A 20109-nucleotide genomic window follows, 5' to 3' on the forward strand; every position below is an offset into this window, starting at 1 on the left:
GCAGCCGCATTATTTTTAGGAACAGGTAAATGTTAAGCAAAATTACACTTGGAATTCATAGTTTTTTAGTAATCTGTCTATTATTAACAACACATAATGCATCAGCTTGGGGACAAAACGGACATCGAATTATTGGTCAAATTGCTGAGGTACATTTAACTCCAACAACTCAATCAGCATTATTACCATTATTAGAAGGTGAAAGCCTTGCTCAAATATCGACATGGGCTGATGAAATGCGCTCAGACCCTAGTGCATTTTGGCAAAAAAAATCTTCTCGCTGGCATTATATTAATGCACCCGACTCAACAACTGGTTTTATTCACAATCACAACCACTCGTTAAATAAAGATACCGTCACTAATATTCTTGAAGGTATACACTTTTCCATTAATACACTTAAAGATAAAAAAAGCTCCATCGATGCAAAGCGATTTAGCTTACGTTTTCTCGTTCACCTCGTGGGTGATAGTCACCAACCATTTCACGCAGGACGTAAAGAAGACAGAGGCGGTAATAATATTTCTGTCACATTCTTCGGGCAGGATACCAATCTTCATAGTCTATGGGATACTAAGCTTATTGAAAATGAGAATTTATCTTATACTGAATTTGCACATTTTATAAATTCAAACGATAAGCTACTGATTGCAGACTATTTACAAAGTACACCCGCAATGTGGCTAGAAGAATCTAACAATATAGCTAATGTTATCTATAATAAAAATGAAACAAAAATTAGCTATCAGTATATTTATACAAATATGCCAATTATAAAAACTCGTTTGCAGCAAAGCGGGATTAGACTTTCTGGGTTGTTGAATTTAATTTTCGACAATTCCGCAAAACCGTTAGTAGATGCACTTAAGATGCCCGCTAACACAAATTAAATAATCATTAATATAACCTTAACACGGGAAAACAACATAATGAAAATCCAACTACGCAAAACAGCTCTATCACTCGCTATTGCAGCTTGTGTTGGTGTGAGTAGCGCAGCAATAGCAAGTGATACTACATCATCTGTTAAAGGCCAAATATCTGGACCTAATGGTAGCCCAGCAGCAAACACTAAGTTAATAATCATTCACGAGCCTACTGGTACAAAGCGTGTTGTAACAACAAATGACACAGGTACTTTTAATGCGGCAGGCTTGCGCGTTGGTGGTCCATACAAAATTACAATTGATTCAGATGTATATCGTGATGTTCAAATCAACGATGTTTACCTATCACTTGGTGAAACTAGACGACTAGACCAGACTTTATCAAGTAATAATATTGAGTCTATCGTCGTTACTGGCTCTGCTGTTTTATTTAATTCATCTGCAAATGATTCATACTTCGGCGAAGACGCAATTAAAACGGTACCGAGTATTGGCCGTGACATAAAAGACATTGTAAGAAACAACCCTTTAGTAGTGGTTCAACCAGGTAGTGACAGCTCTTTAACAATCGCTGGTGCAAACCCGCGAACAAACTCTATCACAGTTGATGGTATTCCCCTTAATGATGACTTTGGCCTTAACAATAACGGCTACCCAACTCAGCGTAATCCTTTCCCACTAGATGCTTTAGATCAAGTATCTGTATCTGTTGCACCAGTCAACGCTAAATCAAGCGGCTTCACTGGTGGTAATGTTGACGCAGTGTTTAAATCAGGAACTAATGAAGTTCATGGTAATATGTTCTATGAAAAGCTGAGCAGTGATTGGGCTGGTAGCCCTAAAGGGAGTGACGGTAAAAAGTTAGATCTAGACTTTGAAGAGAAAAACTATGGCGTGTCATTTGGTGCTCCAATTATTAAAGATCAACTTTTCTTCTTTGGTGCTTATGAAAAATTCGAATCTCCTCAACAACTTGAGTACGGTGTTGCGGGATCAAGCATTGGTACGAATAAAACACTAATTACAAATGCTGATTTAGAAGCCGTTCGTAAAATTGCAAGTGAAGTATACGGTGTTGATAATATCGGTAATGCCGATACACAACCGCAATTAGAAGATGAGAAATACATCGCTAAAATCGATTGGAATATCAATGACTATCATCGTGCAAATTTGGTTTACATGCATAATGAAGGCAATAACACCCGTAACATGACCAGCAGTAGTCGTGAACTTCGATTAGATACACACTGGTATAACAAATTTGAAAAACTTAATAACTTCAGCTCTACTTTATATTCTGATTGGACAGATGAGTTCTCATCTCAAATTAGCGTAACCAAAAAGTCTGTAGAAACTGGTCAGGTATCTCTTAACAGTAACTTGGGCTTAGGCGATATATCAATTAATAATATTGATGTCGATAGCGATGGCGATACAGGAACGATTTCATTTGGCTCTGATGAAAGCCGCCATTCTAATTCATTAGAAAATGATTTATTCTCACTTAAATTAGATGGTACTTACCTGTTCGATGAGCACACTTTAGAATTTGGTGTTAAATATGATGTACTAGATATTGAAAACCAATATTTACCGGGCTCAAAAGGTGTTGTGTCTTTTGATAATATCCAAGCTTTCGAAGAAAGAATTGCTGCGAACTATAACTATTCTAACGGTATTGGCAACAACCCTTTAGCCGTTGCAGCTAAGTTCACTCGTAAAGATATTGCTTTATACATCAATGATTCTTGGGACTTCAATGACGATCTAACCCTGTCTTTTGGACTTCGTTATGAACGTCTTGGCTCAGACGATAAGCCAAAGTTCAACCAAGATGTACTTGACCGCACTGGTTTCGATAACACTTTTAACCTTGATGGCGTAGATATTTTATTACCACGTGCCGGCTTCACATATAACCTAAGTGACGATGTTATTATTCGTGGTAGCGTTGGACGTTATGCAGGTGGTAATCCGAACGTTTGGATTTCAAACTCATACTCAAATGACGGTGTAAGTGCGCAAAGCTATAGTGCGAGAGGCGTTGAGGTACCTGCAAGCGTTTTAACTACACCAACACCTGAAGCAATTGAAGCAATAAATTCAGGTACTCGTGGTTCAACATCAAACTTTATCGACCCAAATTTTGATATCCCTTCGCAATGGACTTACATGCTAAATACTGATGTAACTCTGGATATTCCATATATTGGTGATAATTTTGCCTGGACAACGACCGCAATCTACACCAAAAAAGAGAACTCAGCTGAGTGGATCAATGCCGCGTTATTACAAGAGGGTGATGTTGTAGGATCAACAATCGATGGTGCGTTACCATTTTACGACACGCGTGAACTTGAAATTATGTTAACAAATGCCGACGAAGATGGACGTTCTCTTATTCTTAGCACTGGTTTATCTAAAGGTTGGGATAACGGCTTTAAGTTCGATGCTTCATATACTTACCAAGATGTAACAGAAGGGAACCCTGGAGGCTCATCTACAGGTAGAAGTAACTACCGTTACGGCCACTTTGGTGATCATCAACGTACGCAAATTGGTACATCAACTTATGAAACTGAACACAGGTTTGTATTAAGTCTAAGTTACTCTACTGAGTTTATCGAAAACTATAAAACAAACTTTAACTTATTCTTTGAACGTCGTTCTGGCTCAGCATATAGCCAACTTGCAAGCCTTCAAAACTTGACTGGTGGTAGATTCTTTAACCAAGATCTTATTCAGCCTTCAGGTAACGGGTCTACATTTGGTGGTAACTACCTAGCTTACGTTCCTACAGCGAACGATCCAAATGTACGTTATGAAGACGGTGTAACTGAAGCTGAAGTACTTGCTCACTTTAATGAACTTGGTCTTTCAGGCTATGCAGGTGGATTTGTTGATAGAAGCCAAGGGAAATCTCCTTGGGTAACTGCAATGGACTTATATGTATCTCAAGAAATTCCTGGCTTCACAAAAGATCACCGCGGTGAGTTCTATTTTGTAATTGATAATGTACTAAACCTAATCGATTCGTCTAAAGGTAAAGTTTATCGTCAAGATTTTGGAACACGTAGTGTAGTTGAGATGGATATTGATCCGGAAACAGGTCAATATATTATCGGTGCACCACTTAATGATGATTTCACTTTTGAAGCTGAAGATTCAACATATAGAATTAAGCTTGGTGTTAAATACACTTTCTAATTTAGAGTAATATCACTTTAAATTAACTAAAGCCCATCCTTGATGGGCTTTTTATTTACTCATGATTAAGGCGTGTTTAGCTTAATACTTAACTTATCTAAGCATTGTTGTAACACCTGATATTCTTGCTCATCTAATACTGCTAATAACTGTTGCTCCCATGCTAATGCATCTGGTGCTAGCTGCTTATATAATTCATGCCCATCTGATGTTAACTCTAATAGACTCGCGCGTTTATCCTCAGGGTTTAAAATACTGATTATATATTGCTTATCAATGAGTGCTTTTATCGCACGGGATACAGTCGATTTATCCATAGAAGCTTGCATACATAACTCTTTTGCATGACTTTGGCCAAGTTGAGCTAAGTTAAATAAAATACGCCACTGGGGTATAGTTAAATTACTTTGCTGTTGGTAAACACATGCAAACTCTTCACTCATTTTACTGGCTATATTAGCTAATCTGTAGGGTAAAAAGGTTTCTAAATCGAGTGCCATTAATCTGCATCTCCTATTAATTTACAACCATGTTTTAACTGTTCATAAATATGTACACTTATAAAAAGCTTGATGATTGAATTTATTCTCACTTGAGAGTATCTTACAGTAAAACACAAAGGAGTCGAGTGATGACAAGCGAATTAAAATACATGACAGGGTTTGGTAATGAATTTGAAACCGAAGCTTTACCAGGTGCTCTACCTATTGGGCAGTTTAGCCCTCAAAAAGTAAAATACGATTTATATGCAGAACAATTTAGTACAACCGCGTTCACAGCGCCGCGTGCTGATAATCGTCGTACTTGGATGTATCGCATTCGCCCATCTGTTGTACAGGGTGATTACACATCGATTGATAATGGGCTAATTCGTACAGCCCCCATCACTGAAGTACCGACTCCACCAACGATGCTGCGTTGGAACCCAATTGATATTCCAGCTACACCAACCGATTTTATTGACGGTTTGATCACTATGGCTGCAAACGGCAGTGCCAACGCTCAAACGGGTATTGGTATCCATGTGTACGTCGCTAATAAATCAATGACTGACCGCTATTTTTATAATGCCGACGGCGAAATGTTATTTGTACCGCAACAAGGTGAATTGCTGTTAAAAACAGAGTGCGGTAATTTAACAATTAAAGCAGGCGAAATTGCAGTGATCCCTCGCGGCATTAAGTTTCAAGTTGAATTATTAACTGATTCAGCGCGTGGTTTTATTTGTGAAAACTACGACCATGCGTATGTTTTAGCTGAGCGCGGTCCAGTCGGTGCTAACGGATATGCCAACGACCGAGATTTTCAATACCCTGTCGCAGCCTTTGAAGATAAAGAAGGCGACTTTGAATTGATTGCTAAATTTAACGGGAATATGTTCCGTTGTGATATCGCTCATTCACCATTAGATGTAGTCGCATGGACAGGAAATAGTGCTCCGTATAAATACGACTTAGCACGCTTTAATGTGATGAATACGGTGAGTTTTGATCACCCAGATCCTTCTATTTTTACTGTTTTAACCTCGCCATCAGGCACCGAAGGCGTAGCAAATATTGATTTTGCCATCTTCCCACCACGCTGGATGGTTGCAGAGAACACTTTCCGCCCGCCGTATTATCACCGTAATATTATGAGTGAATTTATGGGCTTAATTGAAGGTGTATACGATGCTAAAGAACATGGTTTTGTGCCCGGTGGCATGAGCTTGCACAACTGTATGTCACCGCATGGTCCAGAAGCTGATGTGTTTGAAAAAGCCTCTAACGCAGAGCTTGAGCCGCAACGTTACGACAATACACTCGCGTTTATGTTCGAATCTCGTTATGTTATTTCACCAACTAAATATGCCCTTGAAGGCAAAGAACGCCAACCAAACTACACTGATTGCTGGCGTACAATTAAAAAACACTTCACGGCCCCACAAGGATAATAGAATAATGAAACTGTATACTTACTTTCGTTCATCTGCCGCATACCGAGTGCGCATTGCGCTTAATTTAAAAAATATTAGCCATGAGTTAGTGACCGTTAATTTATTAAAGTCAGAACAACAAGGCGCAGAGTACCTTGATAAAAACCCACAAGGTTTACTACCTGCACTTGAAACCGATGAAGGTGTGCTTGCACAATCAATGGCTATTTTAGAATACCTAGAAGAAACACACCCACAAACACCATTACTGTTTGGTAACGCTTGGCAAAAAGCGCAAATTCGTAACTTATGTTATGCCGTCGCGTGCGATATTCACCCTATCGATAACTTACGTGTACTAAAATACTTGAGCAGCGAACTTGGTGCTGACGATGATGCTAAAAATACATGGTATCGTCATTGGGTAGAAATCGGTTTTGAAAAAATTGAAAAATCACTTGATGGTAATAACGACTATTGTGTAGGTAACACACCAAGCCTTGCTGATGTCTGTTTAATTCCACAAGTATTTAATGCTTATCGCTTCAAAGTCGATATGACCGCATATCCAAAGATAGCAGCCATTTATGAACGCTGTAATAAGCTTGATGCGTTTATTGATGCTGCACCACAAAACCAACCAGATGCAGCTTAACCAAATCCTAAGTTTAACTGCCTAATGCGCTATGGAGCACGGTAACGTGCTCTATTAAATCTAAACCCAGTTCTGTTAAATACCCCCCGTCTGGGCTATCAATAACCCCTTTTTCAAATAAACGCTGTGCGGCTTGTTTTAAACTTTCCTCTGCGTCACTATGAAGTTTAAGGCCTTGCATCTTAGTGCTTAGAGGAAATTTAGCTAAAAGTGTAAATTCGTCAATCATTGTTTGGTTAAATTGCATGTGTTCACCTTGTTATTGTTTTGTTGAGCTAATTGTATTAAATAACTGATTTACAAAAGTGATTTAGATCATTTAAATGCACTGTGATTTAATAAAATTACTATCTGTTATTCTTTTGTTGGTTATTTACCCTAACACGTTTTAAGCTTAGTGTAGTTATTTCTAAATGCAAAGGTATAAAATGCGAATTTTAACTATGGTAGGCCTCTGTTTTATCAGTGTAATTTACTCAACAAATAGTGTGGGTAATAATCAAAAAGCGACCTTCCTTATCAATCCAGGTGATCTAATAAGCAACCAAAATATATGCTGGTTTGATGATAAGCGATATAGTGAAGGGGCAATCATATATATGTCTGATACCCGTGTGATCTGCACTCCTAAAAATCCTAGTCAGAGTAATAGCTCTCTTAGCTGGTTAATGATTGATGAAAAAGGCAACATTATTTACCCTAAGAAAGTTAACAAAATTAGCATTAATTAACTTTAACTGCCTAGTCCGATACCTATATCCACGGTGTTGGGTTATAACGCATTGGTATCGAGCAGTAGTTACGTTACAATAGTGCTGACTTTAAACGACAAACAGTGAATTATGAATCAACAACCAAACAATCCATTACATGGCCTAACCCTAGAGCAGATCGTGACGAAACTTGAGCAAACACTCGGGTGGAGAACGATGGGAGAACACGTTGATATTCGCTGTTTTAAATCAGATCCAAGTGTGAAATCCAGCCTTAAATTTTTGCGTAAAACACCTTGGGCCCGTACAAAAGTAGAGCAGTTATATCTTGATAACTGTGTAGAAACAGAACCACAAAATAGCGGTTTTGTATGGCCAAGTATTAAAAAGAAATAAACATATACCACCTCAAGATGCCGAGCGTCATTGGAATTTAAAGCGATTTAGGCGAGGCATTGATTGCAAGTAATAGTAGTTCTATTATTAAAATCAATCTCTTATAAAACACTGTATAAATTGCTTTAAAACCAACCCGCTGGGCGTTTCACAGAAACCTATTCTCATCGCTGTACTTCTTAAAATGGACTGCCATTATTACAAAGAGCCCCTGTGAATCGCTGAATTCTGCATCTTGAGATGGCTTGGGTTTAATCACACTCGGTGCGCCCATGTTAATGACAACCTTTACTCTGCACACACTACCGCTAATGACTTGGGTTCAATTTCAATAATGAGCTTATCAGCTTCTTTTACCTCACCGTCAATCACGTATTTTATAGTATCAGTGGCGGATATTTCCACACGCCTAGCATTTGTATGATGTGAGTTAAGCGCTAAATGGGCTTGAGTAACACTGCTAAACACTAGTTCAGCAATACTGAGTGCATTTGCTGATGCATCTTGATTAGGGGTTAGCCAATTCACATCTAATAAACCATCATAATGATTTGGTTGCCCTCCTCCTTGCGCGAGCAACGTTGTAAAGGGTGCGGCATTAGCAACAACAAGACTGTTTGTATTAATAACTTGAGGCGCGTTGTCATCTAGTTGCACACTATAATCTTGTGCTTTTTGTGTACCCAGTGCTTGCCAAAACCCTTGTAAATAGGCAAATTGACCTACTGCATTTTTTGTATCTCTATCGGCTTTTTCAATCATACGCTGTTCAAAACCAATTCCTGCAAGTAACAACATTAGTTCGCCGTTACAATATGCGGTATCCATCTGTTTAGTTTGACCATCAATAATCAAATCACACGCGACCTCAACCGGAATCAATTTCGATTGTATTCCCATTAATACATGTGCCAACGCATTAGCCGTACCTAAGGGAATAATCCCTAACTTACAGTCTTGATTAACGAGCACACTGGCTACTTCAGCAACGGTTCCATCTCCACCACACGCGATGATCATATCAGGATTTTCTTTGATTGCTTGCTTTGCAAGCAAAGTACCATTGTGTTCAGCGCTTGTTGTCATCACTTTCAAATCATAATACGCTGATAAACGAGCAATAATTGCATGCTCTTTTTGCTCCCACAACTTGGTGCCAGAGACTGGGTTAGCAATCAAAACTGCTTTATTTTTAATTAATAGCTCCCCTTTTTTGTGGCTTTTTAATAATTGACGTAGCTGATGTTTGTTCAAGTTTGCTGTAGATCGAGTCTCTTTTATTTGCGCTAAAACCTGATGTGCATCTGCATGTTTATTTTGGCTTAACAAATATGCTGCCATTACAAATACCGAACGCCCTCTTCCCAGCGCACAATGAACTACAATGCGACGATTTTCTTTAACATGATGTGCAATCCAGTTAATTGCTTGATTTAGCTGAGAGCGTGTAGGTGCTCGATGATCAAGTACAGGAATATTGAGGTACTTGATGCTTTCTTGCGTTGAACTCCACTCAAGACCATCAAACTCACACGTAACGTCTAAAATAGCCGTAATGCCATTATCTTTTAGCGTATCGATATCTGAGGGAAACAAACGACAGGCTAAAAACAAATGCTCATTTATTTGTTGCAGTGGTGGCACTTTATCGTGCTTACGACTCCACGCATTATAAACCTGTGCGCCGAGTAAAAATGGGATGAATGCCCAGCGTATATAAAATGGAATAACGCCGTTTTCACGTTTGCGAAAAATTTTTGCTATATTAAAAACATACGCACAACCGACCAACGTTAATGATAAGGCTGTCCAGTAAAACAGAACCGAAAAATAACTTGGGCTAACTTGCCACCCCATTATTATAAAAACGATTGCCAACAGTAAATAACTTATTGCCGCCCACATACATGCTCCTTTTAAGTGTTCGTTTTAATATCGAATATTAATCTCATAATTATGAAATTACTTTGCAAGAATCATGCAGCTAAAAAAATTGTTTTTTATTATGTAGTTAAAATTAAATACCTTGCTGTTACTTTATTAATATTAGTCATATATTCATACTCGTGTTACTTATTTACATTAAATAGGTCATAAAAAAGCCTAGGCTAATAAATAGTCTAGGCTTAATGTAAAACAAGTAGCTAGGGCGTGTTGACCTTTGTGGATTGAAATTTGTTCAATCTAGGGGCGATTTAATCGCGGCGCGAGGTTTGTAATCGAGCGGGCTAAGTTAAAACCGAGCAAAGCTTGTGCGTCCTGCTCACGCCCCTTGCCTAAATACCAAACACACTGCTGTAAAATTAATCACGAAAGGTCAACTTGCCCTAGAGTTTACACGTCTATTTTAGTTAACCAACCGTGAGTGTCTTGTGCTTTGCCCCACTGAATATCGTTAAGAGCTTGGCGCAAACGCATGGTTGTTGGACCAGGCTCACCGCTACCTACTTTGTACTCTATATCATTATGGATAAAAGTACCTACTGGCGTTAATACAGCTGCAGTGCCAGAAAGCGCAGCTTCTGTGCCTGGTTTTGCAGCACGCTCTAGTAGCTCTGTTACAGTGAAATTGCGTTCAGATACCGTCATACCTAAATCTTTTGCAATCGTTAAAATACTGCTGCGCGTAACACCGTGTAAAAAAGTACTGTCTAGCGCTTTAGTGATGATTTCGTTGCCATCAATTAAAATAAAATTTGCTGCACCAGTTTCTTGTACATCACCGCCTGGACAGAACAATATTTGATCTGCTTTGTACTTAACCCGTGCGGCAGTAATTGGTGCTAATGCACTCGCGTAGTTACCACCACTTTTGATCATGCCCATATGTGGTGCACAACGCATTCCGTCTTCTTCAAGTAAAACGCGCAGCGCAGTCGCACCACCCGCAAAGTAATCCCCTACAGGCGATAACAATACATATAATAACGAATTGAGTGACGGCACCGCTGCTTTGCCTATTGCCGCCTCAGTACCAATATGTGTTGGGCGGATATACATAGAGCCAGGTGGTAAAGGTGTTTCATCTGCATATTGACGTACAATATCAATGATCATTTTTTCAAGCATGGGTCCATCGACCTCAGGTAAGCTTAATAAATGCGAGCTTTGTATCATACGGGCTATATTGGCATCCATACGAAAAATATACACTGAGCCATCTTCATGGCGAAAGGCTTTTAAGCCCTCAAAACATGTACTTGAATAATGTAATACATGGGCCCCAGCATGTAGTTCAATTTTATCCGAAGGAACAACCGAGCTTTCACTCCACGCATTGTCTGTAAAACGAGCTTGAATCATCTGCGGCATAAATACCGTACCAAACGCTGCCATTTTTATCTCTCTTTATTATTGTGGTCTACTTTAACCCCATTGTATGACAATCATGCACTGTTTAACCATAGCTAAAATAAGGCTTTTAATGACTTCAAAGCAACTGATTGATCAGTTAATTGAAAATACTCGCTTTAATCGACAATTTAGGCTCCATTTAAAGCTAACTTGCGCATTTAGTACCGTAATATTTTATTTCTATTAAATAAATATTCCTGCCAAGATGCTGTTTACTGTTAAGCTAATTAACAACAATGGCTGGAAAATAAAATCATGGTTGAGCTGTTGTTATTGTTTTTATATAAACAATAGCGCTTTGGGCTTATTGTATCTCCATCTAAATAAATAGATTTTGCCTATATAACCTGTTTCTCAAACTGAGGTGTTTAACATTATAAATTATGATAATCACAAGCTCATTGACATCAACAAGCGTGAATTATTAGCGAAAAGAGTTTAAAAAGAGAAACCACGATCGTTATTTGATCTAATATCTAATATCGAATGTCGAATGTCGAATCTCTAAATACACCATAAAGACGCAGTTTAAACTACTCAGTAAGTTATTTACCATCTTACTGAGTAAGTCACTCTTATTGAATTGTTGTAATAGTTAACTTTAGTTGCTCTATAGCACATCCATAACTACTGGAATTAATGCGATGGTACTGCGTGTTTTTTGCAGCATCTAAACTTACAATAAACTCATCTTGCTGGCCTACCGCAGATTGTTCATTGCTTAAACACATCGCTTGGGTAAGCGAGCGTAATTTTGCATCTGTGAGTATTTTGTCAAAACGCAGCATTGGCAAAGGCGGTATTTTCACTGTCGGTAACGCTTTATCAATACTACGTTTACTCAATATAAAGCCGTATTTTTTCATTTCAACTACAGCGCCTGCAGGCCAATAATTAAACTGGAATTGCTGTTTAGCTAACGATTTCAAATGCACTACCCCATGCTCACCAAGCACCGTTAATACGTTTTCGTGAGGTGATTTAATAACCACAAGACTCGTATTCTCATCAATACCAATGCCATTAGGTTGCATATTTGCATCAAGAGACTTCGCCAAGCCAATTGTACGATTTTGCTCACTAAAATATGTGTCAAGCAACGCAAATGTAATACTACCCACGCCACCTGCTGACACGCTACGTTCTCCGCGCAGCGCAGCTAAACTGGAGATTGGTTTGACCGTGGCAACGGGACCAAATTGAGTACGTCCACCCGATAATAAATTACCACTATAACCTGAGGTTACTAATACTGATGAGTCAGCTATAGCGCTCGTCCACGGGTAGGCATTTCCTTGTGAGTCAAATAACGTTGTCCGTAATCGTTGATCTGTTGCAGTATCAAATTCAGCTCCGATTAAAATAACACCGGTGCTATTTTTAATCCGCTTGATTAGTTTGTCAGTACCTTGTAAACAGGCTGCTTGCTCTATTGCTACACGTTTAGGGTAAACGTTAGCACGGTTATGCACACCAGCCTGAACACGAAATGTATCTAACTGCTCACATTTTTTTTCATGTAATGCTTTGGCAAGCCCTGGTGTCAGTGGCAGCCACTCAAGTGCAACCCCGGTCTGCGATAATAACGTTTCATAATAATTAGCTGAAGCATAGGGGTCCCGAGCAGCTGTTGTTATCACTAATAGAGTTGGCTTTTCAGTTTTAACTTTTAAGCTAGCCGCTATAAATTTGTACGTTTGTGTTAACCAATCTTGAGATTTCTTACTATTCTTAGCATCAATACTGAACACGTTACGCTGCCCATCTAAATGCGAGATTTCTAGCATATCAATTACATAATCAAACTCAATTTGCGATAATTCACTCAATTGCTTACTTGCAATATCACGCCATGCCCATAACAATTCTTGTTTGCTAAGGGGCAACGGATGCTGTTTAAGCAGTGTATTTAAATGACTGACAGTTGCTACTAATTGGATTTTGTCGTCTGTTGGCCAATTAATTTCTAACCTTTTGATTGCTTTTGGCGTTAATGAATAAAGCGCGCCTTTTTCATTCCTCAATGGGGTGTCTATATTACAAAACTGTGGGCTCAAAGTGGTGCAGGTCTCAATTTCGCTGCCCATGATAATCAATGTTTGTTCTTTATTATCAGCAAATACTGACGAAGAACCAGCAAGCAAACAGAGTAAAAACACCCTGCGTTTAACACGTGAAATAAATCCAAGTGACTGTATTAGCATAACTAATCTATACCCAATAATAAAACACTGTCTGTATTGTTAACCATCTAGTTATTAACAACAAGCTGAGCTATAAAATAAATAAAATATGTAGGACGTGTTTGATCTTTTAGCGTTGGTTTCGCCAACTTTCCTGTATTGATCTACATCTATACCCAAACCACCTCAAGATGCGAGCGTCGTTGGAATTTAAAGCGATTTAGGCAAGGCATTGATTGCAAATAATAGTGGTTCTATTGTTAAAATCAATTTCTTATAAAAGTAACGCAGTATAAATCGCTTTAAAACCAATACGATGGGCGTTTCACAGGAACTCACTCTCATCGTTGTTACTTATTAAAAAGGGTTGCCATTATTGCAAAGTAACGCCTTGATATTGCGCCCCTGTGAAACGCTAAATTCTGTATCTTGAGGTAGCTTGGCTATATGTCGTCGTATATAAGTAATTTGTCACTAAATGGGTTATTTAACTCGCCACACTGATAACGTTTTTAATAAAGTTGTATAACCACACTTTAATAACGTGCGCTCTATGTGTGCATTATGCAGGGCTTAACATCAGGCGCTATTTTAAATAAAGTAACACGATGAAGTAAGCCCCTTTGAAATGCCTGAATGATTAATTTAACGCGCCTTAGATATGTCCTGATGCGGTATTCGTCGCCGCAGCTATTTTTGATACTAAGAGCTGCTCTACTCGAATACCTTCTACATCTACAACTTCAAACTTAAAACCACCGTATTGAATATACTCAGCCCGTTTGGGGATGCGCTTCATCATATAAATCAAATAGCCAGCAACTGTTTCGTAATGCATTTGATCTGGGAACTCGTCAACATCCAGTACTTTAGCCAGTTCAACTATTGGCGTTAGACCATCGACTAACCACGAGTTTTCATCACGTTCAATAATTAATTCATCGCCAGTATGAGTTATTAAATCTCCCATAAACCCTTTCATAAGATCTTTAACGGTCACAATACCCACCACTAAAGCGTACTCATTAACCACCACAGCAAAAGGTTTAGCTGCGCCTTTAAATGCATTTAATGCCTCTGATAAGCTGAGTGTCTCTGGCAAATAGAAAATATCTTTTTCTAATAAATCATCATTAATATTCGCCGCTTCGCCTTTGAGCACTTGACGTAGAATATCTTTAGACTCAACTGAGCCAATTAGTTTGTCTAAGTTACCATTGCATACTAAAAAGTGATTATGCGGATGATCGATAATTTTACTCGAAATATCAGCACTGGCTTCTTTAATATCAAAATACACAATTTGATCACGTGGTGACATTACGCTGGATAAGAAGCGGGCTTCTAGATCAAACACATTACCAATTAAATCGTATTCTTGTTGCTGCAGGCTACCGTATTCCGCGCCAGCATCCATCATTGCCACTATATCTTCTGTGGTTACAATATCTTCACGTTCAGCTGGCACGTTAAATAGCCGTAGCACAATATTAGTGACACCATTAAAAAACAATACCAGCGGTGTTAAAGCAAACGTCACCCAACGCATAATAGTAACAACCCGCACAGCAACAGCTTCTGGCAAAATCATGGCTAAGCGTTTCGGCAATAAATCAGCAAATAAAATAAATAAAGAGGTAATCGCTAAAAACGATAAAATAAAGCTCATTTGCTCAAGCAAAGGTCCTTGATAAAATATCGTCAGTACACTTTCAACGTATGGCGAAAGTGCTTGTTCACCAACTATACCACCTAAAATCGCAATCGCATTTAGCGCAATCTGGATCATGGCAAAAAATGCACCCGGTTTTTCTTGTAATTTTAAGACCGCAGCAGCTTTAATATTACCTTCATCAGCCATGACTCTTAATTTTATTTTACGTGATGCGGCTATCGCAATTTCTGACATCGCAAACAACGCACTGATCAAGATTAATAAGCCAATCCCGATTAAATCACCCATTTATAGCTCCAAAAATAAACGCTTTTATAAGCAAAAGCAGCTGGATTATAGCCTCTTTTAAATGCGGAGCAATTTATATTTAAATAATATTAAAAAGCATTTAATATCAATGTAATAGATAGTGTAAGTGTTGTTTTTTAAGTGAGGTAAACTAAAAATCTGGCAGTACTCTATAAAATAGACATGTACGCAAAGTAGTGCAGCATCATATTTATCAATAGTGCGAAAAGGCACTAAGCAATTTTGATTTAATTGAAGGGTCTAAGTTTTTATTACACGCAAAGTATAAAGGCGGTTGTTCTACGTTTAAACGATAAACAGATTTTAATGATGTAGCAACGTGATTTATTGATTCTTCATAACGAACACGTTGCTCCGGCAATACAACCAAATCAATACTACTTTTACGGTTTTTTATAATTTTAAATATGTTATCGAAGCTATTAATCAGCATCAAGTTTTTTCCATCTTCAAAGCCTTGTGAACGCAAATATTGATGACTGTAGTTATCTTTTAGTACTGCGACATTCATTTTTTTTGCGTCATTGAGCTCAGTGATCGTAATATTTTTTGAATCAAGTGCATACAAATATGTTTTTAATTCAGCTATTTCAGCGACCCAAAAAAGCTTGTTTTCTCGTTCTGATGAACGAACGACTGAGAAAATACATGTTTGGGGGTCCCTTAAGGCTGTATTAAATACGGTACTCCAATTATTAACTGAAAGTGTGTAATCAATCTTTGCTTGATCAAGTACTAAGCGTACTTTATCGGCAACATAACCCACTAAACGATCGTTTTCATCCAAGTATTGGGCAGGCGGGAAGTTTTCCGTAACTACATGTAATTTAGCTACGCATTGATTACTAATAATTATAAATAAAAAATAACACCATTTAGCCACTGTTGCCCCACAGATTTTTTTTATATCATTCTTTTATATAAGTTGAATATAGCGGCAAATTACGGGTATGTGAATAAAAACAGACCACAAAGGGTCTGTTTTTTAATGCGTACCGAATAAAACTTAACGATTCATTGCATTAATTAAAAATGCTGAGATTTTAGCACCTTCCCTAAGCGTTGTGTCTGAGCTTGATTGACCAACTAATGAACTGTCTGTAAATGGGGCAATCTCCATCATATCAGCACCTGTAATTGGAAATTCATCCGCCAGTGCGACTAAAATATCGAGGGCATGTTGTGGCGTTAAGCCATTGCCTTCTGGTGTGCCCGTCGCTGAAGCAAATTCTTCATCTAGCGCATCAATATCAAAACTAACATAAAGCTCATCAACGTTATCTGCTTTTAGCTGTGCAATCGCATCCGATGCAATTGCCTGCGCGCCACGTTCAATAATTTCATGTGCCCAATGCTGTTTAACACCAAACGTTGATTCCCAGTGTTCCTTTGGTTTACCACTTGAACGAATACCAAATTGGATAAGGTGATGCGGCGCTGGTAAAAATTCTAAAATATGCGTACACCATGAACCAAAACATAAATCAATGCCTAAACGTTCAACGAGTAAATCTGTGTGGGCATCAAAATGAATAATAGCGGTGCGTTTACCTTGCGCGCGTTTTGCTTTTAAATACGCTTTTGTTAACGGGTAACTAATTGAATGATCGCCACCGATGCCAAAAATTCCTTTATCTGTAAAGGTTGCGTAAAAGCTATCGCACACATCTTCAGTGATTGACAATGGGCTGACATAATATTCACTGCTTGGGTTATCGTATAATGCCTTTTGACAGTTACTAATTGTCGCTTCATTTAGGTACTTATCATGCAATAAATGTGGGATCACACGCACATCACCTAAATCGAATGATTTAGCTTGAGGCTGCTGATCAATTAATGCTGAACGCAAAAACAATGGTCCCCAATTTGCTCCACGCAAAATCCCACCACCACAATCTGAACTAATTCCAAGCATAACTGCCTTATGCTCACTTTCTGGTAGATTAATTAACGAGTCACGCCATAGCACATCAACATTATCAGTTTGGCCATACAATTTATTACGCAGTGCTGCTTTTCTTTCTTGTGCTGTATTGACCGTAAATACACCATCACCCGGTGGACATAAACAGTGTTCAACTTTACTTTTAAATGTGTGCCATTGTGTGCTCATCACGATTCCTTACTTGGTATTTTTGCGTAGTTATGCAAAAGGCGCTGCAGAAAATAAATATAATAAAAGATTCATCTTGTTTTTGAATGGTCAAATTTAAGGCTGACTGTTTTTTATAGACCAAACAATAGAAATAATTAACCATTTATATAACAATATGTTATATAAATTTTCATACACCGGATAAATTAAAATTTAGTACTAATTAAGATAGATATAGTGTCTGCTAATACAAGTCAACAACCGCTGGTTTATCACAATATTGTTAAGTGCTTGAATATTCAAATGCACTGAATAAAGCATTATTTTATAAAACGGACATCCGTCCTGTACAGTGCTCGGTATTGTAGTAATTATGCTAAATTGACTATAACTCTGTAAGTTAACGTTACCACTTACGTTATCAACAAAAGTAATAATAAGGCCCCGTTATGGAAAAGGTATTTCACTTAGGACTCTCTCGCGATGATCTTCAAGGCGCAACATTAGCAATCGTTCCTGGCGATCCAGATCGCGCAGCACGTATTTCAACGTTCCTTGAAAACCCCACATGCCTTGCTCAAACTCGTGAGTTCCATGTTTATTTAGGGCAATTAAATGGCCATTCAGTGGTAATTTGTTCCACAGGTATTGGTGGACCTTCAACATCTATTGCAGTTGAAGAACTGGCCCAACTAGGTGTAGGTACATTCTTGCGTATAGGGACAACTGGCGCGATCCAACCACATATAAATGAAGGGGACATATTAATTAGCCAAGCATCTGTGCGTTTAGATGGTGCCAGTCAACACTTTGCTCCTCTTAGCTACCCTGCTGTATCTGATTTTTTTGCAACTCAAGCAATGGTTAATGCCTGTGGCAATTTAGGGATTGATTTTCACATTGGTATTACAGCATCAAGCGATACCTTTTACCCAGGCCAAGAACGTTACGATACGTATTCTGGTTATGTGCCAAAAGCATTTCAAGGTAGTTGTGAAGAATGGCAAAAACTAGGTGTAATGAATTATGAAATGGAATCAGCAACCTTATTTACTATGTGTGCAGCACTTGGTTTAAAAGCGGCTTGTGTAGCTGGTGTATTAGTGAACCGTACTCGCCAGGAAATACCAAATGTTGATCACGGCGAAATCGAGAAGAAATCAGTCGCCGTGGTTATCGAGGCTGCAAAAATACTTCTTGCTTAACAGGTCTTTATAAGCGCTAAACTATATGCAATCAACGCTGGTAAGTTACTATAACTTGCCAGTACTGATTCACTTACGTGTAACTGATTTTCCACTCCCTTAGTTTGTAGCAACTCAATACTTTTCACTGTTGTGTCATTCATACTTAAGCCCGCTAAATGCAACTGGCTAATTGCACTTTGTAGTGGTGCTAAACTTGGGCTATAGGCTGCATTTTCAGCATAACAGCCATAGAAGCAGCCATTATCAAACGTTGTAATTTTCACAGCGCTGTAATTAGCCGTATAAGGGACATAAGCTGTTAAAGCAAGCTTAGTAAGCGCAGTATCAATATCAGCGTTAGCCTCAAAAGTCTGCGTTTGTGGGGCTGGATTAAATAGGCTGTAATTATTACCTAAATCTTTTGGACCAAATGCATGTGGTAATAATTGGTTTAATTTAAATTGCTGATCAGGTAACAAAATATCAAACTTTTCTGCATCGGCAAGCTCATTCATAAACTGACGACAATAGCCACAAGGTGCATCACTTATTGCTATTTGCACAATTGTTTGTGCACCTTTAAGCCATGCGTTGTTTATCGCCGATTGCTCGGCATGTACCACCAAGCTCAATGGTTGTTTGGCGAATTCAACATTAGCACCAAAGTAAAAATTTATAGCATCATCACAATCAATACCAACAACAACAGCACCAACCAAAAAGTGAGAAATCGGTGCTACAGCAAACAATGAGGCTACCGGCAAACATGCACGTAAAAGCTCATCATGTGTAATTGTATATTGAGCGCAAAGCGCTTTAATGTCAGCAGCAAACAGCAATCCATGCTGTGTTTTAACTTGATTGAACAATGCTGTGCGCTGCGATTCATCAAATGAAAATGTGGTTTTATTTAATGAATCTTTTAATACAGAAGACGTTGATGCAGTCATAAACAATTTATTCTTATTTAATGGCTACACAGTGTAAAATGTTACAGGCCTAATTGCTAGGCTGATTTTCAAGCCAGTGCTTTGCACTACGAAAACACTCAAAATTCTCAGCCGTTATTTCAAAACGTTTCGCTTTTTGCAAAAATAAATCATGCATAAAACCATCAAAACTAACAATGCGAGCTATAAAACAGTGTTTAAGCCAGCTTGAAATCGCAGGCATAATGCTAAGTAAGTCACTTGCAGGAAAATCGTGTTTTAATTCAGATACATCTACCAATAATTTATTACATTTATAGATGCCAATATATTGCTCTGCTATTTGATAAAAAGTAATCACATCCTGTGCATTTGCAGTCCCTCGTAATGTCATCATTATTAATGATGTCGACGCATCATAAGTAATACAAGTAGAAACATTAGACATTAAACGGCTCTGTCAGTTAAGTAAAAGAGAATAAGATAAACTCTCATTCAAGGAGGTGAGTCATTGTAGTTTTTTCTTCGCCGCCGTCAATCATTATCATCCTAACTGGTCAGTCCATTCGATAGAAACAGATTAAAGTATTAGCAAAGA

At 38.3% G+C, this 20109-nt stretch carries 17 protein-coding genes; 7 read left to right on the forward strand and 10 right to left on the reverse strand.

The features are described from left to right. The first annotated feature begins 29 nt into the window (after positions 1-29). Positions 30-890: a S1/P1 nuclease gene (locus ACJJVX_RS02020; RefSeq protein ID WP_054205959.1), complete on the forward strand. Its 861-nt coding sequence runs from the start codon at positions 30-32 to the stop codon at positions 888-890. A gap of 39 nt (positions 891-929) precedes the next feature. Continuing rightward, positions 930-4097 carry a TonB-dependent receptor domain-containing protein gene (locus ACJJVX_RS02025; protein ID WP_405629834.1) on the forward strand — a complete coding sequence of 1056 codons (3168 nt, stop codon included), beginning with the start codon at positions 930-932 and terminating at the stop codon, positions 4095-4097. Between the two features lie 65 nt (positions 4098-4162). Here the strand turns inward: ACJJVX_RS02025 and ACJJVX_RS02030 are convergent, their stop codons facing one another. Then, positions 4163-4597 (reverse strand): MarR family winged helix-turn-helix transcriptional regulator, encoded by a 435-nt coding sequence (locus tag ACJJVX_RS02030; RefSeq protein WP_064435966.1) that lies wholly within the window; start codon positions 4595-4597, stop codon positions 4163-4165. Between the two features lie 131 nt (positions 4598-4728). Here ACJJVX_RS02030 and hmgA point away from each other — a divergent pair, with 131 nt between their 5' ends. Both hmgA and maiA read left to right on the forward strand, forming a co-directional pair. Continuing rightward, a complete protein-coding gene (hmgA, locus tag ACJJVX_RS02035; protein WP_405629836.1) occupies positions 4729-6030 on the forward strand; it encodes a homogentisate 1,2-dioxygenase in 1302 nt (433 codons plus the stop codon). Between the two features lie 7 nt (positions 6031-6037). Next, positions 6038-6667, forward strand: a complete 630-nt coding sequence (maiA, locus tag ACJJVX_RS02040; RefSeq protein WP_054205955.1) for a maleylacetoacetate isomerase — start codon at positions 6038-6040, stop codon at positions 6665-6667. A 13-nt stretch (positions 6668-6680) separates the two neighbouring features. On the opposite strand, the gene ACJJVX_RS02045 is transcribed toward maiA, so the two are convergent. Next, entirely contained in the window at positions 6681-6914 is a 234-nt protein-coding gene (locus ACJJVX_RS02045) for a TIGR02647 family protein (RefSeq protein ID WP_054455730.1), read from the reverse strand. A 181-nt stretch (positions 6915-7095) separates the two neighbouring features. Between ACJJVX_RS02045 and ACJJVX_RS02050 the strand changes: the two genes are divergently transcribed. After that, on the forward strand, positions 7096-7398 hold the full coding sequence (locus ACJJVX_RS02050; RefSeq protein WP_054205953.1) for a DUF1496 domain-containing protein: 303 nt from the start codon (positions 7096-7098) through the stop codon (positions 7396-7398). Between the two features lie 111 nt (positions 7399-7509). Continuing rightward, entirely contained in the window at positions 7510-7776 is a 267-nt protein-coding gene (locus ACJJVX_RS02055) for a VF530 family DNA-binding protein (RefSeq protein ID WP_054205952.1), read from the forward strand. A 288-nt stretch (positions 7777-8064) separates the two neighbouring features. Here ACJJVX_RS02055 and ACJJVX_RS02060 read toward each other — a convergent pair whose 3' ends face one another. The 6 genes from ACJJVX_RS02060 to ACJJVX_RS02085 form a co-directional block, all read right to left on the reverse strand. Continuing rightward, on the reverse strand, positions 8065-9681 hold the full coding sequence (locus ACJJVX_RS02060) for a diacylglycerol kinase family protein (RefSeq protein WP_064435964.1): 1617 nt from the start codon (positions 9679-9681) through the stop codon (positions 8065-8067). Positions 9682-10110: 429 nt separating this feature from the next. Beyond that, positions 10111-11112, reverse strand: coding sequence for a branched-chain amino acid aminotransferase (locus tag ACJJVX_RS02065; RefSeq protein WP_169327957.1), 1002 nt, complete (start codon positions 11110-11112; stop codon positions 10111-10113). Between the two features lie 593 nt (positions 11113-11705). Beyond that, the gene (locus tag ACJJVX_RS02070; RefSeq protein WP_405629842.1) at positions 11706-13334 is read right to left on the reverse strand and encodes a cyanophycinase; all 1629 of its coding nucleotides are present in this window, start codon (positions 13332-13334) and stop codon (positions 11706-11708) included. Between the two features lie 634 nt (positions 13335-13968). Beyond that, a complete protein-coding gene (locus ACJJVX_RS02075) occupies positions 13969-15276 on the reverse strand; it encodes a hemolysin family protein (RefSeq protein ID WP_054205948.1) in 1308 nt (435 codons plus the stop codon). Between the two features lie 214 nt (positions 15277-15490). Next, entirely contained in the window at positions 15491-16180 is a 690-nt protein-coding gene (locus ACJJVX_RS02080; RefSeq protein WP_054455722.1) for an ABC transporter substrate-binding protein, read from the reverse strand. 123 nt (positions 16181-16303) lie between these two features. After that, positions 16304-17413, reverse strand: a complete 1110-nt coding sequence (locus tag ACJJVX_RS02085; protein ID WP_405629846.1) for an arginase family protein — start codon at positions 17411-17413, stop codon at positions 16304-16306. Between the two features lie 431 nt (positions 17414-17844). On the opposite strand from ACJJVX_RS02085, the gene udp reads away from it, so the two are divergent. Further along, positions 17845-18600 (forward strand): uridine phosphorylase, encoded by a 756-nt coding sequence (gene udp, locus ACJJVX_RS02090; RefSeq protein ID WP_054205945.1) that lies wholly within the window; start codon positions 17845-17847, stop codon positions 18598-18600. On the opposite strand, the gene cdd is transcribed toward udp, so the two are convergent. Both cdd and ACJJVX_RS02100 read right to left on the reverse strand, forming a co-directional pair. After that, the gene (cdd, locus tag ACJJVX_RS02095; RefSeq protein ID WP_054205944.1) at positions 18597-19532 is read right to left on the reverse strand and encodes a cytidine deaminase; all 936 of its coding nucleotides are present in this window, start codon (positions 19530-19532) and stop codon (positions 18597-18599) included. The two genes, udp and cdd, sit on opposite strands and share 4 nt — an antisense overlap. Positions 19533-19581: 49 nt before the next feature. Further along, positions 19582-19959, reverse strand: a complete 378-nt coding sequence (locus ACJJVX_RS02100) for a hypothetical protein (protein ID WP_054205943.1) — start codon at positions 19957-19959, stop codon at positions 19582-19584. Between the last annotated feature and the right edge of the window lie 150 nt (positions 19960-20109).

This window comes from Pseudoalteromonas sp. Ld20 (assembly GCF_045064175.1).
Classification (GTDB): domain Bacteria; phylum Pseudomonadota; class Gammaproteobacteria; order Enterobacterales; family Alteromonadaceae; genus Pseudoalteromonas; species Pseudoalteromonas neustonica.

Excerpts from the sequence above, each read along its gene's own strand:
- ACJJVX_RS02045 (WP_054455730.1), bottom strand. The coding sequence starts at position 6,914 with ATGCAATTTAACCAAACAATGATTGACGAATTTACACTTTTAGCTAAA.
- ACJJVX_RS02075 (WP_054205948.1), bottom strand. The coding sequence starts at position 15,276 with ATGGGTGATTTAATCGGGATTGGCTTATTAATCTTGATCAGTGCGTTG.
- ACJJVX_RS02050 (WP_054205953.1), top strand. The coding sequence starts at position 7,096 with ATGCGAATTTTAACTATGGTAGGCCTCTGTTTTATCAGTGTAATTTAC.
- ACJJVX_RS02065 (WP_169327957.1), bottom strand. The coding sequence starts at position 11,112 with ATGGCAGCGTTTGGTACGGTATTTATGCCGCAGATGATTCAAGCTCGT.
- hmgA (WP_405629836.1), top strand. The coding sequence starts at position 4,729 with ATGACAAGCGAATTAAAATACATGACAGGGTTTGGTAATGAATTTGAA.
- ACJJVX_RS02100 (WP_054205943.1), bottom strand. The coding sequence starts at position 19,959 with ATGTCTAATGTTTCTACTTGTATTACTTATGATGCGTCGACATCATTA.
- ACJJVX_RS02060 (WP_064435964.1), bottom strand. The coding sequence starts at position 9,681 with ATGTGGGCGGCAATAAGTTATTTACTGTTGGCAATCGTTTTTATAATA.
- udp (WP_054205945.1), top strand. The coding sequence starts at position 17,845 with ATGGAAAAGGTATTTCACTTAGGACTCTCTCGCGATGATCTTCAAGGC.
- ACJJVX_RS02055 (WP_054205952.1), top strand. The coding sequence starts at position 7,510 with ATGAATCAACAACCAAACAATCCATTACATGGCCTAACCCTAGAGCAG.
- maiA (WP_054205955.1), top strand. The coding sequence starts at position 6,038 with ATGAAACTGTATACTTACTTTCGTTCATCTGCCGCATACCGAGTGCGC.
- ACJJVX_RS02085 (WP_405629846.1), bottom strand. The coding sequence starts at position 17,413 with ATGAGCACACAATGGCACACATTTAAAAGTAAAGTTGAACACTGTTTA.
- ACJJVX_RS02020 (WP_054205959.1), top strand. The coding sequence starts at position 30 with ATGTTAAGCAAAATTACACTTGGAATTCATAGTTTTTTAGTAATCTGT.
- cdd (WP_054205944.1), bottom strand. The coding sequence starts at position 19,532 with ATGACTGCATCAACGTCTTCTGTATTAAAAGATTCATTAAATAAAACC.
- ACJJVX_RS02070 (WP_405629842.1), bottom strand. The coding sequence starts at position 13,334 with ATGCTAATACAGTCACTTGGATTTATTTCACGTGTTAAACGCAGGGTG.
- ACJJVX_RS02030 (WP_064435966.1), bottom strand. The coding sequence starts at position 4,597 with ATGGCACTCGATTTAGAAACCTTTTTACCCTACAGATTAGCTAATATA.
- ACJJVX_RS02025 (WP_405629834.1), top strand. The coding sequence starts at position 930 with ATGAAAATCCAACTACGCAAAACAGCTCTATCACTCGCTATTGCAGCT.